General features: G+C 67.7%; 16 protein-coding genes. 5 read left to right on the top strand and 11 right to left on the bottom strand.

The features are described 5' to 3' along the window. Nucleotides 1–19: 19 nt before the first annotated feature. Nucleotides 20–2,167, bottom strand: a complete 2,148-nt coding sequence (locus tag J2852_RS16865; protein WP_209877578.1) for an RNA degradosome polyphosphate kinase — start codon at nucleotides 2,165–2,167, stop codon at nucleotides 20–22. A gap of 160 nt (nucleotides 2,168–2,327) precedes the next feature. On the opposite strand from J2852_RS16865, the gene J2852_RS16870 reads away from it, so the two are divergent. Further along, on the top strand, nucleotides 2,328–2,846 hold the full coding sequence (locus tag J2852_RS16870; protein ID WP_209877580.1) for a SixA phosphatase family protein: 519 nt from the start codon (nucleotides 2,328–2,330) through the stop codon (nucleotides 2,844–2,846). Nucleotides 2,847–2,971: 125 nt separating this feature from the next. Beyond that, nucleotides 2,972–4,537: a CYTH and CHAD domain-containing protein gene (locus J2852_RS16875; protein WP_246499761.1), complete on the top strand. Its 1,566-nt coding sequence runs from the start codon at nucleotides 2,972–2,974 to the stop codon at nucleotides 4,535–4,537. 12 nt (nucleotides 4,538–4,549) lie between these two features. On the opposite strand, the gene dxs is transcribed toward J2852_RS16875, so the two are convergent. The 5 genes from dxs to J2852_RS16900 all read right to left on the bottom strand — a co-directional run bounded on the left by dxs (nucleotide 4,550) and on the right by J2852_RS16900 (nucleotide 9,059). Then, nucleotides 4,550–6,466 (bottom strand): 1-deoxy-D-xylulose-5-phosphate synthase, encoded by a 1,917-nt coding sequence (gene dxs / locus J2852_RS16880; RefSeq protein ID WP_209877584.1) that lies wholly within the window; start codon nucleotides 6,464–6,466, stop codon nucleotides 4,550–4,552. Between the two features lie 17 nt (nucleotides 6,467–6,483). After that, nucleotides 6,484–7,350, bottom strand: a complete 867-nt coding sequence (locus J2852_RS16885; protein WP_209877889.1) for a polyprenyl synthetase family protein — start codon at nucleotides 7,348–7,350, stop codon at nucleotides 6,484–6,486. A 25-nt stretch (nucleotides 7,351–7,375) separates the two neighbouring features. Then, nucleotides 7,376–7,630 (bottom strand): exodeoxyribonuclease VII small subunit, encoded by a 255-nt coding sequence (locus J2852_RS16890; RefSeq protein WP_209877586.1) that lies wholly within the window; start codon nucleotides 7,628–7,630, stop codon nucleotides 7,376–7,378. Nucleotides 7,631–7,746: 116 nt separating this feature from the next. Beyond that, nucleotides 7,747–8,676: a histone deacetylase family protein gene (locus tag J2852_RS16895; protein ID WP_209877588.1), complete on the bottom strand. Its 930-nt coding sequence runs from the start codon at nucleotides 8,674–8,676 to the stop codon at nucleotides 7,747–7,749. Nucleotides 8,677–8,831: 155 nt separating this feature from the next. Further along, nucleotides 8,832–9,059: a sulfurtransferase TusA family protein gene (locus J2852_RS16900; RefSeq protein WP_209877590.1), complete on the bottom strand. Its 228-nt coding sequence runs from the start codon at nucleotides 9,057–9,059 to the stop codon at nucleotides 8,832–8,834. A 232-nt stretch (nucleotides 9,060–9,291) separates the two neighbouring features. Here J2852_RS16900 and J2852_RS16905 point away from each other — a divergent pair, with 232 nt between their 5' ends. Beyond that, entirely contained in the window at nucleotides 9,292–9,648 is a 357-nt protein-coding gene (locus J2852_RS16905) for an ArsR/SmtB family transcription factor (protein ID WP_209877592.1), read from the top strand. 4 nt (nucleotides 9,649–9,652) lie between these two features. Here the strand turns inward: J2852_RS16905 and J2852_RS16910 are convergent, their stop codons facing one another. Next, on the bottom strand, nucleotides 9,653–10,057 hold the full coding sequence (locus J2852_RS16910) for a DUF423 domain-containing protein (protein WP_209877594.1): 405 nt from the start codon (nucleotides 10,055–10,057) through the stop codon (nucleotides 9,653–9,655). 193 nt (nucleotides 10,058–10,250) lie between these two features. Here J2852_RS16910 and J2852_RS16915 point away from each other — a divergent pair, with 193 nt between their 5' ends. Next, nucleotides 10,251–10,772, top strand: a complete 522-nt coding sequence (locus J2852_RS16915; RefSeq protein WP_209877596.1) for a response regulator — start codon at nucleotides 10,251–10,253, stop codon at nucleotides 10,770–10,772. On the opposite strand, the gene J2852_RS16920 is transcribed toward J2852_RS16915, so the two are convergent. The 4 genes from J2852_RS16920 to petA form a co-directional block, all read right to left on the bottom strand. Beyond that, complete coding sequence (locus tag J2852_RS16920; protein WP_209877598.1) at nucleotides 10,747–11,298, bottom strand: DUF924 family protein; 552 nt, start codon at nucleotides 11,296–11,298, stop codon at nucleotides 10,747–10,749. The genes J2852_RS16915 and J2852_RS16920 overlap by 26 nt on opposite strands. Nucleotides 11,299–11,389: 91 nt before the next feature. Next, complete coding sequence (locus tag J2852_RS16925) at nucleotides 11,390–12,154, bottom strand: cytochrome c1 (protein ID WP_209877600.1); 765 nt, start codon at nucleotides 12,152–12,154, stop codon at nucleotides 11,390–11,392. Next, entirely contained in the window at nucleotides 12,154–13,422 is a 1,269-nt protein-coding gene (locus tag J2852_RS16930) for a cytochrome b (RefSeq protein WP_209877602.1), read from the bottom strand. The genes J2852_RS16925 and J2852_RS16930 overlap by 1 nt, the downstream gene beginning before the upstream one ends. Before the next feature lie 28 nt (nucleotides 13,423–13,450). Beyond that, nucleotides 13,451–14,020, bottom strand: a complete 570-nt coding sequence (petA, locus tag J2852_RS16935; protein ID WP_209877604.1) for a ubiquinol-cytochrome c reductase iron-sulfur subunit — start codon at nucleotides 14,018–14,020, stop codon at nucleotides 13,451–13,453. A 268-nt stretch (nucleotides 14,021–14,288) separates the two neighbouring features. Between petA and J2852_RS16940 the strand changes: the two genes are divergently transcribed. Next, nucleotides 14,289–14,741, top strand: coding sequence for a tRNA (cytidine(34)-2'-O)-methyltransferase (locus J2852_RS16940; protein WP_209877606.1), 453 nt, complete (start codon nucleotides 14,289–14,291; stop codon nucleotides 14,739–14,741). Nucleotides 14,742–14,753: the final 12 nt, after the last annotated feature.

Here is a 14,753-nt window from a genome sequence, read left to right on the forward strand (position 1 = left end):
GGGCAACCCTTGCCTTGCTTCAAGAGACCGTGCGGAGCTTCAACCGCGGCGGGGTGCGTTTGGTCGCGATCGCACTGCCCCGTCCCGACAGGCTCGGGTTGGTCATGAAGTAGTTGTGGGCGCTGAACGCGTCCGGTCCAGCCTCCACCCGATGATAGACGCCGTCCGGCCCCAACTTCCAGGTGTGCGCTTCGTCCTTGAAGTTGGCGACCATGATCTGATCCAGAACCTGCTCGTGCACCGTCGGGTTCTCGATGGGCACCAGCGTCTCGATGCGGCGGTCCAGATTGCGCGGCATCCAGTCGGCGGAGGAGATGAAGACCTTGGCGTGCGGGCTCGGCAGCGGGTGGCCGTTGCCGAAGCAGACGACGCGTCCGTGCTCCAGGAAGCGGCCGACGATGCTGCGCACGCGGATGTTCTCCGACAGGCCCTTCACGCCGGGGCGCAGGCAGCAGATGCCGCGAATCACCATGTCGATCTGCACGCCCTTCTGGGACGCCTGGTACAGCTTGTCGATGATCTCCGAATCGACCAGGGAGTTCAGCTTCACCCAGATCTGCGCCGGCTTGCCGGCGGCGGCGTTGGCGATCTCCGCGTCGATTTTCTGCATCAGCTTCTGGCGCAGCGTGATCGGCGCGATGGCGATCTTCTCCAACACCTTCGGCGTGGCGTAGCCGGTCATGAAGTTGAACATCACCGCCGCGTCGTGGCACAGCGCCGGGTCGCAGGTGAAGAAGGACAGGTCGGTATAGATCTTCGCCGTGATCGGGTGGTAGTTGCCCGTCCCGAAATGGACGTAGCTGCGCAGAGCCTTGTTTTCGCGCCGCACGACCAGCGACACCTTGGCGTGCGTCTTCAAATCCACGAAGCCGTAGACCACCTGGGCGCCCGCGCGTTCCAGGTCGCGCGCCCAGCGGATGTTGGCCTCCTCGTCGAAGCGCGCCTTCAGCTCGACCAGCGCCGTGACCGACTTGCCGGCCTCCGCCGCCTCGATCAGCGCGGCGACGATGGGGCTGTCCTTGCTGGTGCGGTACAGCGTCTGCTTGATGGCGACCACCTGCGGATCGCGCGCGGCCTGCCGGATGAACTGCACCACCACGTCGAAGCTCTCGTACGGGTGGTGGACGACGATGTCCTTATCGCGGATTGCCGCGAAACAGTCGCCGCCGAAGTCGCGGATCCGCTCCGGGAAGCGGGCGTTGAACGGCCGGAAGACGAGGTCCGGCCGCTCGTCCACGATCAGCTGCTTGGTGTCGGTCAGACCGATCAGCCCGTCGAGGATGAACACGTCGTCGTTCGACACGTTCAGCTCATGCCGCAGGAACTCGCGCAGGTCGGCGGCCATGCCCGCGTCGGTGGCGAGCCGGATGACGCTGCCCCGGCGGCGGCGCTTCAGCGCGCTTTCGAAGGTCCGGACCAGATCTTCCGCTTCTTCCTCGATTTCGATTTCGCTGTCGCGCAGCACGCGGAAGACGCCGTGCGCCTTCACCTGGAACGGCGGGAACAGGCGGTCGATGAACAGCATCACCGCCTTTTCCAACTGGATGAATCGGATGTCGGAGCCCGGCAGGCGGATGAAGCGGTCCAGCTGCGCCGGCAGCGGCACCAGCGCGTCCAGATGCCGCCCCTTCACCGGCTCGTGCAGTTGCAGCGCCAGCGCGAAGCCCAGGTTCGGCAGGAACGGGAAGGGATGCGCCGGATCGACCGCGATGGGCGTCAGAATCGGGAAGATGTCGTCGAGGAACTTGGCTTCCAGCCAATCCTTTTCGCCGTCGGACAGGTCCTCCGCCTCGGCCACCGTGATCCCGGCCTCGCGCAGGTCCACCCGCAGGCTGCGCCACATGGCCTGCTGGCTGTTCATCAGCTCGATGATGCGCTGGTTGACGGCGGCCAGCTGCTGGGCCGGCGTCAGGTTCTCGGCACTCGGCGTCTTCACGCCGGCCGCCACCTGCCCCTTCAGGCCGGCGACGCGCACCATGTAGAACTCGTCCAGGTTGCTGGCCGAGATCGACAGGAAGCGCAGCCGCTCCAGCAGCGGGTGATTCGGGTTGGAGGCCTCTTCCAGGACGCGCTGGTTGAAGGCCAGCCACGACAGCTCGCGGTTGATGAAGCGCTCCGGGGAGTTCGCTTCGATGCTGAACGCTTCCAGGTCCTGAAGGTGGGTCACGGCGGCCTCGGGCTTTTCAGGGATCATGGCGCCGGCGAAAGCCGGCGCACCAGTCGGGGCGACGAGTCTATCCCATTTAGGTTACGGTTTCGGGACAAGCATAGTCCCTGCTGAAAAACAGGTTCAAGCCCGCCCCGTCACGTCAATCCGGATGACCAGGATGAAGACCCTCTACCTGCTTCGTCACGCGAAATCGTCCTGGGACAATCCCGCCCTGGACGACCACGACCGTCCACTGGCCCCGCGCGGGGAAAAGGCGGCCCAGAAGATCGGCCGGCACCTGAAGGAGCACAAGGCGCACATCGACCTCGTCCTGTGTTCGACCGCCATCCGCGCGGTGGACACCGGACGGCGCGTGTTGTCCGCCATGGGGGCCACGACCGTTCCCGTGGAGCATGAACGGGGCCTCTATCTCTGCGGCCAGCACGTGCTGCTGGAACGGTTGCGCGACGCCCCGGATTCGGCCGGATCGCTGATGCTGGTCGCCCACAATCCCGACCTGCATGAGTTGGCCCAGCAGCTCGTCGGTTCCGGCGACGACCACCACCGCGAGGCGCTGGCCGAGAAGTTTCCGACCGGTGCCTGCGCCGTGCTGCTGTTCGAGACGATGCACTGGCGGGACCTCGACCTCGGGGCCGGCCGGCTCGCTGATTTCGTGCTGCCGCGCAAACTTGCTTAACCCACAGCGAGGCTTGGGGTATTTCAACTTTGTCCATGTTGGGCTCCGTCCAGACCGGGAGTGCCCCCTTGTCATCCGCACCGCCGAAAACGACCGCGACCGCGACCGCCGTTCGGGAAGTGGAAATGAAGCTCCACCTCGACCCGCGCGACCTCGGCCGCGTCCTGGGCCTGGAAGCCCTGCGCGAGCGGGCGGAGGGGGAGCCGGTCACCCGCCACCTGCGCACCGTCTATTTCGACACGCCGGACCTGCGCCTGTTCGCCGGCGGCGTGGCGCTCCGCGTGCGCCAGGACGGCGATCGCTTCATCCAGACCCTGAAGACGGTCAACTCCGCGACCACCGGCGACTCGGCCGCCGTCGCCGTCCGCAAGGAGTGGGAGTGGACCATCGCCACCGCCACTCCCGATCTCGCCCCTCTGGAGGCCGAGGGCATCGCCGCCCTGGTCCCGGCGGAGACCCGCTCGGCGCTGGCCCCCATCTTCACGACGGACTTCCGGCGCACCGTCCTGCTCGTCCGTCCCGACGCGCTCACCGCCATCGAGGTCGCGGTGGACGAGGGGGAGATCGCCGCCGGCACCGCCTGCGCCCGCATCAGCGAGGTGGAGCTGGAACTGAAATCCGGACGCGTCAGCCGCCTGTTCGACCTCGCCCTGGCGCTCCAGCGCGGCGTGCCCATGCGCATCGGCACGGAGAGCAAGGCGGAACTCGGCTACCGGCTCGTCACCGGCCGCCTGCCCGCCCCCGTCCTGCCGGAGCCCCTCGGCCTGTCCCCCGTCACCACGGCGGCGGAGGCGTACCGACACATCGTCCGCCACTGCCTGCGCCAGCTTCTCGCCAACGAGGCCTGCGCGCTGGCCGATGGCGACGTGGAAGGGCTGCACCAGATGCGGGTCGCGTTGCGCCGGCTGCGCACCGCCTTCCGGCTGTTCCGCCCGGTCACCGGAAAGCCGGACCTCTGCCGCGCCGGTGACGGTCTTCGCTGGCTCACCGGGCAGCTCGGCCCGGCGCGGGAATGGGATGTGCTGCTGTCCGGTGTGATCGAGCCGTTCGCCGCCTCCGCCAAGGCCCCCGCCGGCCTGCCCGCCTTGGCTGCTGCCGTCCGGGAAGCCCGCCGTGCGCCCACCCACATGGCGATGGAGGCGATCCTGTCGCCCCGCTGCACCGGGTTACTGCTGGCGCTCGGCGCGTGGGTGGAGGAAGGCCGCTGGCACACCGGCGCGGAACCGGCGCTCCGCGCCCAACTCGACCGTCCCGTCGCAGAGCTGGCCGGCGGCTGGCTCGCCACGCAGCACGCCAAGGCGATGAAGGCCGGCAAGGAGCTGGACAACGCCGACACCAAGGCTCTGGACACGCTGCGGCGGCGCCTGCGCAAGCTGCGCTACGCGGCGGAGTTCTTCCGTGGCCTCTACGCGCCGGAGGCCACGCACCCCTTCATCGCCGCCTTGGAGGCTGTGCTGGGCGAACTCGACGCCGACCACGACACGGCCATCGCCCGAAACCTGCTGCGCACGCTTCCCGCCATTGCCCCCGGCGCCGACCCGGCCGTCGCCGACGCCGCGCTGAAATGGCTGAACAAGCGGGCCGAAAAGCGCCGCAAGGCCATCCCCGATCTGTGGAAGGCGTTCAAGGAGACGCCGGTGTTCTGGGAGGCGCGCGCCCTCACCCGTCCCCGGCGGGAGGGTGAGGGGTAAGCGTCACATCGCTCAGGCGCTGGCGGCGGCCGTCTCGATGCCCAGCGCCTGAAGCGCGGTCGCCACGATGGCGCGGGCCGACAGGCCGGCGTCCTCGTACTGCTTGGCCGGGGCATCGTGGTCCAGGAACAGGTCCGGCAGGACCATGGGGCGGATCTTCAGCCCGCCGTCGAGCAGGCCGGAGGTGGCGAGGAACTGCAGCACGAAGCTGCCGAAGCCGCCGACCGAGCCCTCCTCGATGGTGATCAGCACCTCGTGGTGCAGCGCCAGCTGGCGGACCAAGTCCTCGTCCAGCGGCTTGGCGAAGCGCGCGTCGGCCACCGTGGTCGACAGCCCACGCGCGGCCAGCTCCGCCGCCGCCTTGTGCGCCTCGCCCAGCCGCGCCCCGTAGCTGAGCAGCGCCACCTTCGAGCCTTCCTGCACCACCCGGCCCTTGCCGATGGGCAGGATGAGGCCGCGCTCCGGCATCTCCAGCCCGACGCCCTCGCCGCGCGGGTAGCGCAGCGCCGAGGCGCGGTCGTCGATGGCCGCCGAGGTCGCCACCATATGCATCAGCTCGACCTCGTCGGCCGCCGCCATCAGCACGATGTCCGGCAGGCAGCCAAGATAGGCCACGTCGAAGGCCCCGGCGTGCGTCGCCCCGTCCGCGCCCACCAGCCCGGCGCGGTCGAGCGCGAAGCGCACCGGCAGGTGTTGCAGCACCACGTCGTGCACCACCTGGTCGTAGGCCCGTTGCAGGAAGGTCGAGTAGATGGCGCAGAACGGCTTGAAGCCCTCGGTGGCCAGCCCCGCCGCGAAGGTCACGGCATGCTGCTCGGCGATGCCGACGTCGAAGCAGCGGTCGGGAAAGCGCTGGCCGAACAGGTCGAGGCCGGTGCCAGACGGCATGGCGGCGGTGACCGCCAGCACGCGCTTGTCGGCCTCGGCCTCGGCGATCAGGGCGTTGGCGAAGACGCGGGTGTAGGTCGGCGCGTTGGACTTGGGCTTGGCCTGGGCGCCGGTGATGACGTCGAACTTGGCCACCGCGTGCAGCTTGTCGGCCGAGGCCTCGGCCGGGGCGTAGCCCTTGCCCTTCTTGGTGACGACGTGGATCAGGACGGGCTTGTCGTCCTCGGCATCGCGCACGTTCTGCAACACCGGCAGCAGGTGGTCCAGATTGTGCCCGTCGATCGGGCCGATGTAGTAGAAGCCCAACTCCTCGAACAGCGTGCCGCCGGTCACCATGCCCCGCGCGTACTCCTCCGCCCGGCGCGCAGCCGTCCGCAGGGGACGCGGCAACTGGTCGGCGATCTCCTTCGCCAGATGGCGCAGCGACAGATAGGGCTTCGACGAAATCAGGCGCGACAGATAGGCGCTCATCGCGCCGACCGGCGGCGCGATGGACATGTCGTTGTCGTTCAGGATGACGACGAGGCGCGAGTTGGCGGAACCCGCGTTGTTCATCGCCTCATAGGCCATGCCGGCGCTCATCGCGCCGTCGCCGATCACCGCGATGACGTTGTTCGACTTGCCCAGCAGGTCACGCGCCACCGCCATGCCGAGCCCGGCGGAGATGGAGGTGGAGCTGTGGCCGGCGCCGAACGGGTCGTATTCGCTCTCCGACCGCTTGGTGAAGCCGCTCAGGCCGCCGCCCATGCGCAGGGTGCGGATGCGGTCGCGCCGCCCGGTCAGGATCTTGTGCGGGTAGCACTGGTGCCCGACGTCCCAGATCAGCCGGTCTTCGGGCGTGTTGAAGACGTAATGCAGGGCAACGGTCAGTTCGACCACGCCCAGCCCGGCGCCGAGATGGCCGCCGGTGACGGACACCGCGTCAATGGTCTCCGTGCGCAGTTCGTCCGCGAACTGGCGCAACTGTTCCGGCTTCAGGGCTCGCAGATCGGCTGGGGTGGAGACGGTGTCGAGAAGCGGCGTCTTGGATTGCGCGGTCACTCTTGCACGTCCTCCGTTCAGGTCCGCCGCGCGACGACGAAGTCGGCGACCGCCTTCAACATATCGGCGCGACCCTCGAAGATCTCCAGGTGCGCCACGGCCTGGGCGGCCAGCATTTCGGCTTGGGCGCGTGCGCGGTCGCGCCCCAGGATCGACACGAAGGTCGCCTTGCCGGCCTTCGCGTCGCGGCCGACGGACTTGCCGGTCTCGGCCTCCGTTCCTTCCACGTCCAGCAGATCGTCCACGATCTGGAAGGCAAGCCCCAGGTCATGGGCGTAGGCGCGGAGCGCGTGGCGCTGCGGCGGGGACGCCTTGCCCAGGATGCCGCCGGCCTCGGCGGAGAAGGCGATCATCTCGCCGGTCTTCATGCGCTGAAGGCGCGTGGTGGTGCCGAGGTCGAAGGTCTCGTGCTCGGCGATCAGGTCGAGCATCTGCCCGCCGACCATGCCGTGCGGACCGGCCGCCTTGGCGAGCGCCGAAACCAGCTGGCAGCGCACGTTTGGATCCTCGTGGGTCGCCGGATCGGCCAGCACCTCGAAGGCGAAGGTCAGCAGGCCGTCACCGGCCAGGATCGCGGTCGCCTCGTCGAACTGGCGGTGCACGGTCGGCCGGCCCCGGCGCAGGTCGCCGTCGTCCATGGCCGGCAGGTCGTCGTGGATCAGGGAATAGCAGTGGACGAACTCCACCGCCGCCGCGACGCGCACCGCGCAATCCGGATTGACCCCGAACAGGTTCGCGGAATGGAAAACCAGAAAGGGGCGCAGCCGCTTGCCGCCGTTCAGGCAGCCGTAGCGCATCGCCTCGAACAAAACCGCCTCGGCGAGGTCGGTGGTGGGGAGGAGGCGGGTGATGGCCTGTTCCACCACCTCGGTCATGTCGGCCATCGCGGCCTTGAGTTCGGTCTGCACGTCAGTCGATCCGGGCCGGTTCGGTGCCGAGGGTACCGTCGGCGGTCACGGTGATGCGGTCGATCTTGGCCTGCGCCTCGCGCAGCTTGGCCTCGCAATGGCGCTTCAGGGCCGTGCCGCGCTCATAGGAGGAGATGGCGTCGTCGAGCTTGCCGCGCCCTTCCTCAAGCTGGCGCACGATGCGCTCCAACTCGGCCAGCGCATCCTCGAAACTGAGGGCGGCAATGTCGGGGGGAATCTGTGCGTGCTCAGCCATGACCAATCCGAGTTTGGGCTCGTGAAATCCGAAGTTATGACCCGTGCCCCCAATGCGCAAGGCCCGCGGCGGACGTATGACGGTCTCGCCACGGGCCTAGCCGGAAGAATCTGCGGTCAGCAGTACATCAGCTCGCGGACATGCGCCGCGCAAGCGGAAGCCAGGGCGCGGAGGTTGTACCCCCCTTCGAGCACGGACACAATGCGCGCGCCGCAGTGGGTGCGCGCCATGTCGCCCAGCTTGCGCGTCGCCCAGACGAAATCGTCGTCGGTCAGGTGCAGGCTGGCCAGCGGGTCGCGGGAGTGCGCGTCGAACCCGGCGGAGATCATCAGCAGGTCGGGTTTGAAGTGGTCGATGGCCGGCAGGATGATGTGGGTCATCGCGTGACGGAATTCCGGCGAGCCCGCCATGGCCGCCAGCGGCGCGTTCACGCAGTTGCCGTATTCGCCCCGCTCGCCCGCGTCGCCCGTGCCGGGATAGAGCGGCGACTGGTGGGTCGAGCAGTAGAGCAGGTCCGGGTCGCGCTGGAAAATGTCCTGCGTGCCGTTGCCATGGTGCACGTCGAAGTCCACCACCGCCACCCGCTGCAACCCATGAACGGCGCGCGCGTGATAGGCGCCCACCGCCACGTTGTTGAACAGGCAGAACCCCATCGCCTTGTCGTACTCGGCATGGTGCCCCGGCGGGCGCACGGCGCAGAAGGCATTGCGCGAATGGCCGGTCGCCACCGCATCCACCGCCGCGATTACCGCCCCGGCCGCCCGCAACGCCGCCTCGCCCGATCCCGGCGAGACCACCGTGTCGGCGTCGATGCCCGCGTGCTCATGCTCCGGAATGGCCGACAGGACGCGGTCGATGTGTTCCTTCGGATGGGCGCGGGCGAGCTGCTCAATGGTGGCGCGCGGTGCCTCCTGGCGCTCCAGAAGATAGAACTCCTCCGTCTCCAGAGCGGCCAGCACGGCGCGCAGGCGGTCCGCGCATTCCGGATGGCCCAGCCCTGTGTCGTGTTCCAGGCAGGCGGCGTGGGTGAACAGGGTGGTGAGCATGTTTTTCTGTCGTTTTTCGTTGGTGGACGAGGCATTTCCTGCCGCTATTGTTCCCGGATCGCTAATGAAAGTACAGGCTGATTCCGGGGCTTAACGTCACATCCCCCACGACGTGGAAAACCACCCCTTTTGCGCGGCGGACGCGCGGAAATCCTTCAGACGACGCGCTCGATCACGAAACGGTAGACACCCGCCTCCTCGTCGCTGGACCGCAGGCGGTTGCCCGTGGCCTCGCAGAAGGCGGGAAAGTCCTTGACCGCGCCGGGATCCGTCGCCTCGACCGTCAGCACCTCGCCGACGGCGATCGCCTTCAGCGCCTTGCGCGCGCGGAGCACCGGCAACGGGCACTGCAACCCCTTGGCGTCCAGGCGGTGGTCGGTCATGGTGGACATCTCCTTCGATCCAAGGCTTGCGCGTTGATCCTAAAGGCGCTCGCCGGTCCGCTCAACGCCGTCGAGGCAAGCGTTGACGGAACCGGGGACATCGCTGGGCCTACGGGACTTCCACGGGTAGACAGTCCGCCGAGCCCTTCCATATCATTGAGCACGAATGATATATCACGGGCGCTGCGTTCACGTGCGGCCGGGGTTGACGTCGACAGCCATGGTAGACTTGATGAACATCGCCGACCTGCAGAGCAACGCGCGCCGGGCCAGCACGCTGCTGAAAGCCATGAGCAACGAGCGCCGCCTGCTCATCCTCTGCTACCTGACCGAAGGCGAAAAGTCCGTGGGTGAGTTGGAGGAGTTGGTCGATCTCAGCCAGTCGGCGCTGTCGCAGCACCTTGCCCGCCTGCGCCGGGACAAGCTGGTGCGCACGCGCCGGTCCGCCCAGAACATCTACTATTCGCTAAACGGGCACGAGGCGCAGACCGTCATGGCGACCCTGCACGGCCTGTTCTGCGCCCCCGGCACCCGCAAGGACGAGGGCGCCTCGGCGCCGACGCCCGAATCCACCAACGCGCCAGCGTAAGCTCTCACCGCTCCTCGAAGAAGCGGCGGCCGAACAACAGCGCCGCCATCGCCAGAACAACCCATCCCAGCATGAAGGCGGACCCACCGAGCGGCGCTGTCATGCCGACGGGCAGCGGCCCGGTCGTGGCGAGCGCGTAGAGCGTTCCGCTGAACAGCAAAATGCCCGCGACGAACAGCCAACCAGCCAGACGGACCGCCACCCGCGCCGTGCCGCCCGCGCGCCGGACCAGCACCACCAAGGCAACCAGCGCCAGCGCGTGCCACATCTGGTATTGTCCGGCGAGGTGGAACAGTTCCTGCGCGCGCGGATCGCCGGCCAGGCCGTGGCTGGCGTAGGCCCCCGCCCCCACCGCAACCGCGCCGTTCAAAGCCGCGAAGGCCGTCCAGATCCGGTCGACAACGCCCATGAAGTCCCTCCGCACCAATTCCCTAATCGCGCGCGACCATACGCCATCGCGCGCGGCTCTGCCGAGCCCCGTTTGGCCCATCGTTTGCTAACAAAGTATCTGAAACGGCCCGTTCGACGGAGAGTCAAGGCTTTCACGTCGGGCAGGCCGCAAACTGCGTTGCAATTTGCCAAAGGCAGCCGTGGACGGCGACATGTTGCACCCGCAGCCGCAAGGCACCCCGTCGCTTGACCCGATGGCGGCTCCGTCGATCGACGAGCGGCTGGCCGTGTGGGCGCGCGCGCGGGGCGGCCGTTTGCTGGTGGTGGACGACAGCGCGACCAACCGCGCCCTGATCACGGCCCTCCTGCGCAAGGTCGGCTTTTCGGTGGAGGCGGCCAGCGATGGCGTCGAGGCCATTCACGCCGTCGCCAACGCCGCAATCCCCTTCGACGCCGTGCTGATGGACGTGTCGATGCCCGGCATGGACGGGCTGACCGCGACCCGGAAGATTCGGGCCATGTCCGACCCGCCCATGGCCGACCAGCGCGGGCGTGTTCCGATCATCGCCGTCACCGCCCACGGCTTCCCGGAGGACCGCGTCCGCAGCCTCGCCGCCGGCATGAACGAGCATCTCGTGAAGCCGGTGCGCCGCGCCGACCTGCTGGCGGCGCTGGCGCGCTGGCTGGATGCGCCGGACGCCGCCCTGGTCAGAACGACGAATCCGGCTCCTTGAGGAATTCGACCTCATCCGGCGTGCTGGTGCGGCCGAGGACGGCGTTGCGGTGGGGAAAGCGGCCGAACCGCTCGATGATTTCGCGGTGCCGTTCGGCGTAGCGGACGATTTCCGGATCGCCGATCCGCTCCCGGCAGAGGGTGCAGGACAACTCCTGGCTCTCCGGATCCTCATGATGCTCGAAGGGCAGATAGAGGAAGATCTTTTCGTCGGCGTTGCATTCCAGGTCGAAGCCCTGCTCGACGGCGTGGCGGGCCACAGCGCGGGCCTTCCCGTCGGTCGCGAAGGCCCGCGGGTCGCCCCGGAAGACGTTGCGCGGCACCTGGTCCAGCAGGACGCACAGGGCGATGCAGCCGTCCACGTCGTCCTTCCAGTGGTCGTACTTGCCGGCCGCGGCGTTCTCGTAATGGGGCAGCAGCGTGTCCCGCACCGTGCGGTCGAAGCTGTCGGATTTCCGGAACCAGTAGGGCTTCATCGCCTCGTCGAACCAGAAGTCCACGATCTCGTCGATCAGCTTGTCCACCATGCCAGCCTCTTGCGAATTGGTGCCCATAACAGAACAGGGCGCCCGAAGGCGCCCTGTCCAGTCTTAATTGATCCTTCGGCAGAAGCCGAGATCAGTGCAGGCCCGCCCACAGCTTGCGCTTGGACGCGTACATCAGACCGGCCAGCACCAGCAGGAACAGGATCACCTTAACGCCCATCTGCTTGCGCGCATCCAGGTGCGGCTCGGCGATGAAGGTCAGGAAGGTGGCAACGTCCTTGGCCTGCTGCTCGACCGTCGCCTTCGTGCCGTCGGCGTAGGTCACGCCGTCCGGCTGAAGGATGTTCGGCATGCCGACCTGATGGCCCGGGAAGTACTTGTTGTAGTTCATGCCCGGCATCAGGTTCACGCCTTCCGGCGGGTTGTCCTCGAAACCGGTCAGGAAGGCGTACAGATAGTCCTCGCCACCGACGCGGGCCTTGGCGATCAGCGACAGGTCGGGCGGCAGGGCGCCGTTGTTCGCCGCGCGCGCCGCGTTGTCGTTGGGGAACGGCGACGGGAAGCGGTCGGCCGGAACAGCCGGACGCATGAACATCTCGCCCGAATCGTTCGGACCGGCCTGGACCTCATAGCCGGCGGCGAGCGCCTTCAGCTCGTCTTCGCTGAAGCCGATGCCCGCCAGGGTGCGGATCGGTACCAGCTTCGCCGAGTGGCAGGACGCGCAGACTTCCTTGAAGATCTGGAAGCCGCGCTGCGCCGACGCCTTGTCGATGGTGCCGAACACGCCGCTGTGCGGCCAGCTCTGCTGCGGGATGTGGACCGCCTCCGACGCCTGCGCGGCGCCAGCGAGACCCAGGGCGAAGGCCGCCGAGAGGATTGCAGTCTTCAGAGCGCGCATTAGGCCTTCTCCATGGGCTTGGCATGGGCGCCGGCGGCAACGCGCCCACCGCCCTTCAGAACGGGTTCGCTGATGCTGGCCGGGAGCGGCAGCGGACGCTCCAGCTTGCCCAGCAGCGGCAGCAGGACCAGGAAGTGGAAGAAGTAGTAGGCGGTGCCGATGCGGGCGATCAGCAGCCACACGCCTTCGGCGGGCATGGCGCCGGCATAGCCGAGCACCAGGGCGTCGATGGCGAGGATCCAGAAGAATTGCCGATAGATCGGACGGAACTTGCAGCTGCGCACCTTGGAGGTGTCGAGCCACGGCAGAACCGCCAGGACCGCGATGGCGCCGAACATGGCGAGCACGCCGCCCAGCTTGTCCGGGATCGCGCGCAGGATCGCGTAGAACGGCAGGAAGTACCATTCCGGAACGATGTGCGCCGGGGTGACCAGCGGGTTGGCCGGGATGTAGTTGTCCGGGTGGCCGAGGTAGTTCGGCGCGAAGAACACGAAGGCCGCGTAGAAGATCAGGAACACGACGACCGCGAAGCCGTCCTTCAGCGTGACGTACGGGTTGAACGGCACGGTGTCCTGCGGGCCCTTCGGGTCGATGCCCAGCGGGTTGTTCGAGCCGGACACGTGCAGCGCGGCGGTGTGCAGGATCACCAGACCCAGCAGCACGAACGGCAGCAGGAAGTGCAGCGCGAAGAAGCGGTTCAGCGTCGGGTTGTCGACCGAGAAGCCGCCCCACAGCCAGGTCACGATCGGGTCGCCGACGATCGGGAAGGCCGAGAACAGGTTCGTGATGACGGTGGCGCCCCAGAAGCTCATCTGGCCCCACGGCAGCACGTAGCCCATGAAGGCGGTCGCCATCATGGCCAGCAGGATGAACACGCCGAGGATCCACAGGATCTCACGCGGGGCCTTGTAGGAACCGTAGTACAGGCCGCGGAACATGTGGATGTAGACGGCGATGAAGAACATCGACGCGCCGTTGGCGTGGACGTAGCGCAGCAGCCAGCCGTAGTTCACGTCGCGCATGATGCGCTCGACCGACTCGAACGCGATCGTCGTGTTGGCGGCGTACTGCATGGCCAGCACGAGGCCGGTCGCGATCATGATCACCAGCATGATGCCGGCAATCGCACCGAACGCCCACAGATAGTTGACGTTCCGGGGCATCGGATACTGGTTGTACTCGTGATCCAGCATCGTGAAGATCGGCAGGCGGCTGTCGATCCACTTCACGACGGGGTTCTTGAACTGGGGGGCGTGAGCCTGAGCCATCTTGGGGTCTCCAGAACCTTAGGGCCGCTTAGCCGAGCCGGATCGCGGTGTCGCCCGTGAAGGCGTACTGCGGAACGACGAGGTTGGCCGGGGCCGGACCCTTGCGGATGCGGCCGGCGGTGTCGTAGTGCGAACCGTGGCACGGGCAGAACCAGCCGTTGTAGTCGCCCTTCGGATCGGTCGGCTTCTGCCCCAGCGGCACGCAGCCGAGGTGCGTGCAGATGCCGATGACGATTAGCCATTCCGGCTTCTTGACGCGAGCATCGTCGGCGACCGGATCGCGCAGCTCGCCGAGGTTGACCTTCTTGGCCTCCTCGATCTCCGCGCCCGTGCGGTGGCGGATGAACACCGGCTTGCCGCGCCAGGTGACCGTGATGGCCTGACCTTCCGCGACCGGGGCCAGATCCACGTCGATCGAGGCGAGCGCCAGCGTGTCGGCGGCCGGGTTCATGCTGTCGACGAACGGCCAGGCGGCCGCGGCGACACCAACGGCACCCACCGCTCCGGTGGCGAGATAGAGGAAGTCACGGCGGGAAGTCCCCTCGCCGCCGGGGGCCGCATGGGCACCCGTCCCGGGCGGATGCGTGGTCTGAGCCATAAGCGTGTTACTCCTCAAGGCATACGCGGCGCGCCGAAGCGCCCGATGGCACGTGGCCGTTCTTTATCACGACTTGACGGGCGAGTCCGCCGAATGGGTGAGCGAGGGCGCGCCGCGTCGTCCGGGGTGGCTGGCCCCGGTTATTCCGGGTGCGGTATACCGTCGCGGCCACGCCTTGAAAAGGCTTTGTAATCGGACAATGTGTCGCGCGCCGCGCTGCAACATCAGAATTTGCTAAAAACCCGCATTCTTCCCAGGGATTCTCTGCATGCGTCTCGTGCTCTTCGAACCGGATATCCCGCAGAACGCCGGCACCCTGATGCGTCTGGCGGCGGGACTCGGGGTCGCCCTCGACCTGATCGAGCCCTGCGGCTTCGTCCTCGACGACCGAAAGCTGCGGCGCGCCGGCATGGACTATTTGGACCAGCTCGCCATGACGCGACACGCCTCGTGGTCGGCCTACGCCCGCGCACCCCACGCCGGACGTCTGGTGCTGCTGACCACGCGCGGCGCCATCCCCTACACCGACTTCGCCTTCGCCCCCGACGACCGGATCATGGTCGGGCGCGAGAGCGCCGGGGTGCCGGACGAGGTGCACGAGGCCGCCGACGCCCGCCTCGTGATCCCGCTGAAGCCGCCTGCGCGTTCTCTGAATGTTGCACTTAGCGCGGCGATGGTGTTGGGTGAAGCCCTGCGACAGACCGCCGCACTTCCGCAATAGAGGCCCCCTTCG

This window comes from Azospirillum soli (assembly GCF_017876165.1).
Taxonomy (GTDB): Bacteria; Pseudomonadota; Alphaproteobacteria; order Azospirillales; family Azospirillaceae; genus Azospirillum; species Azospirillum soli.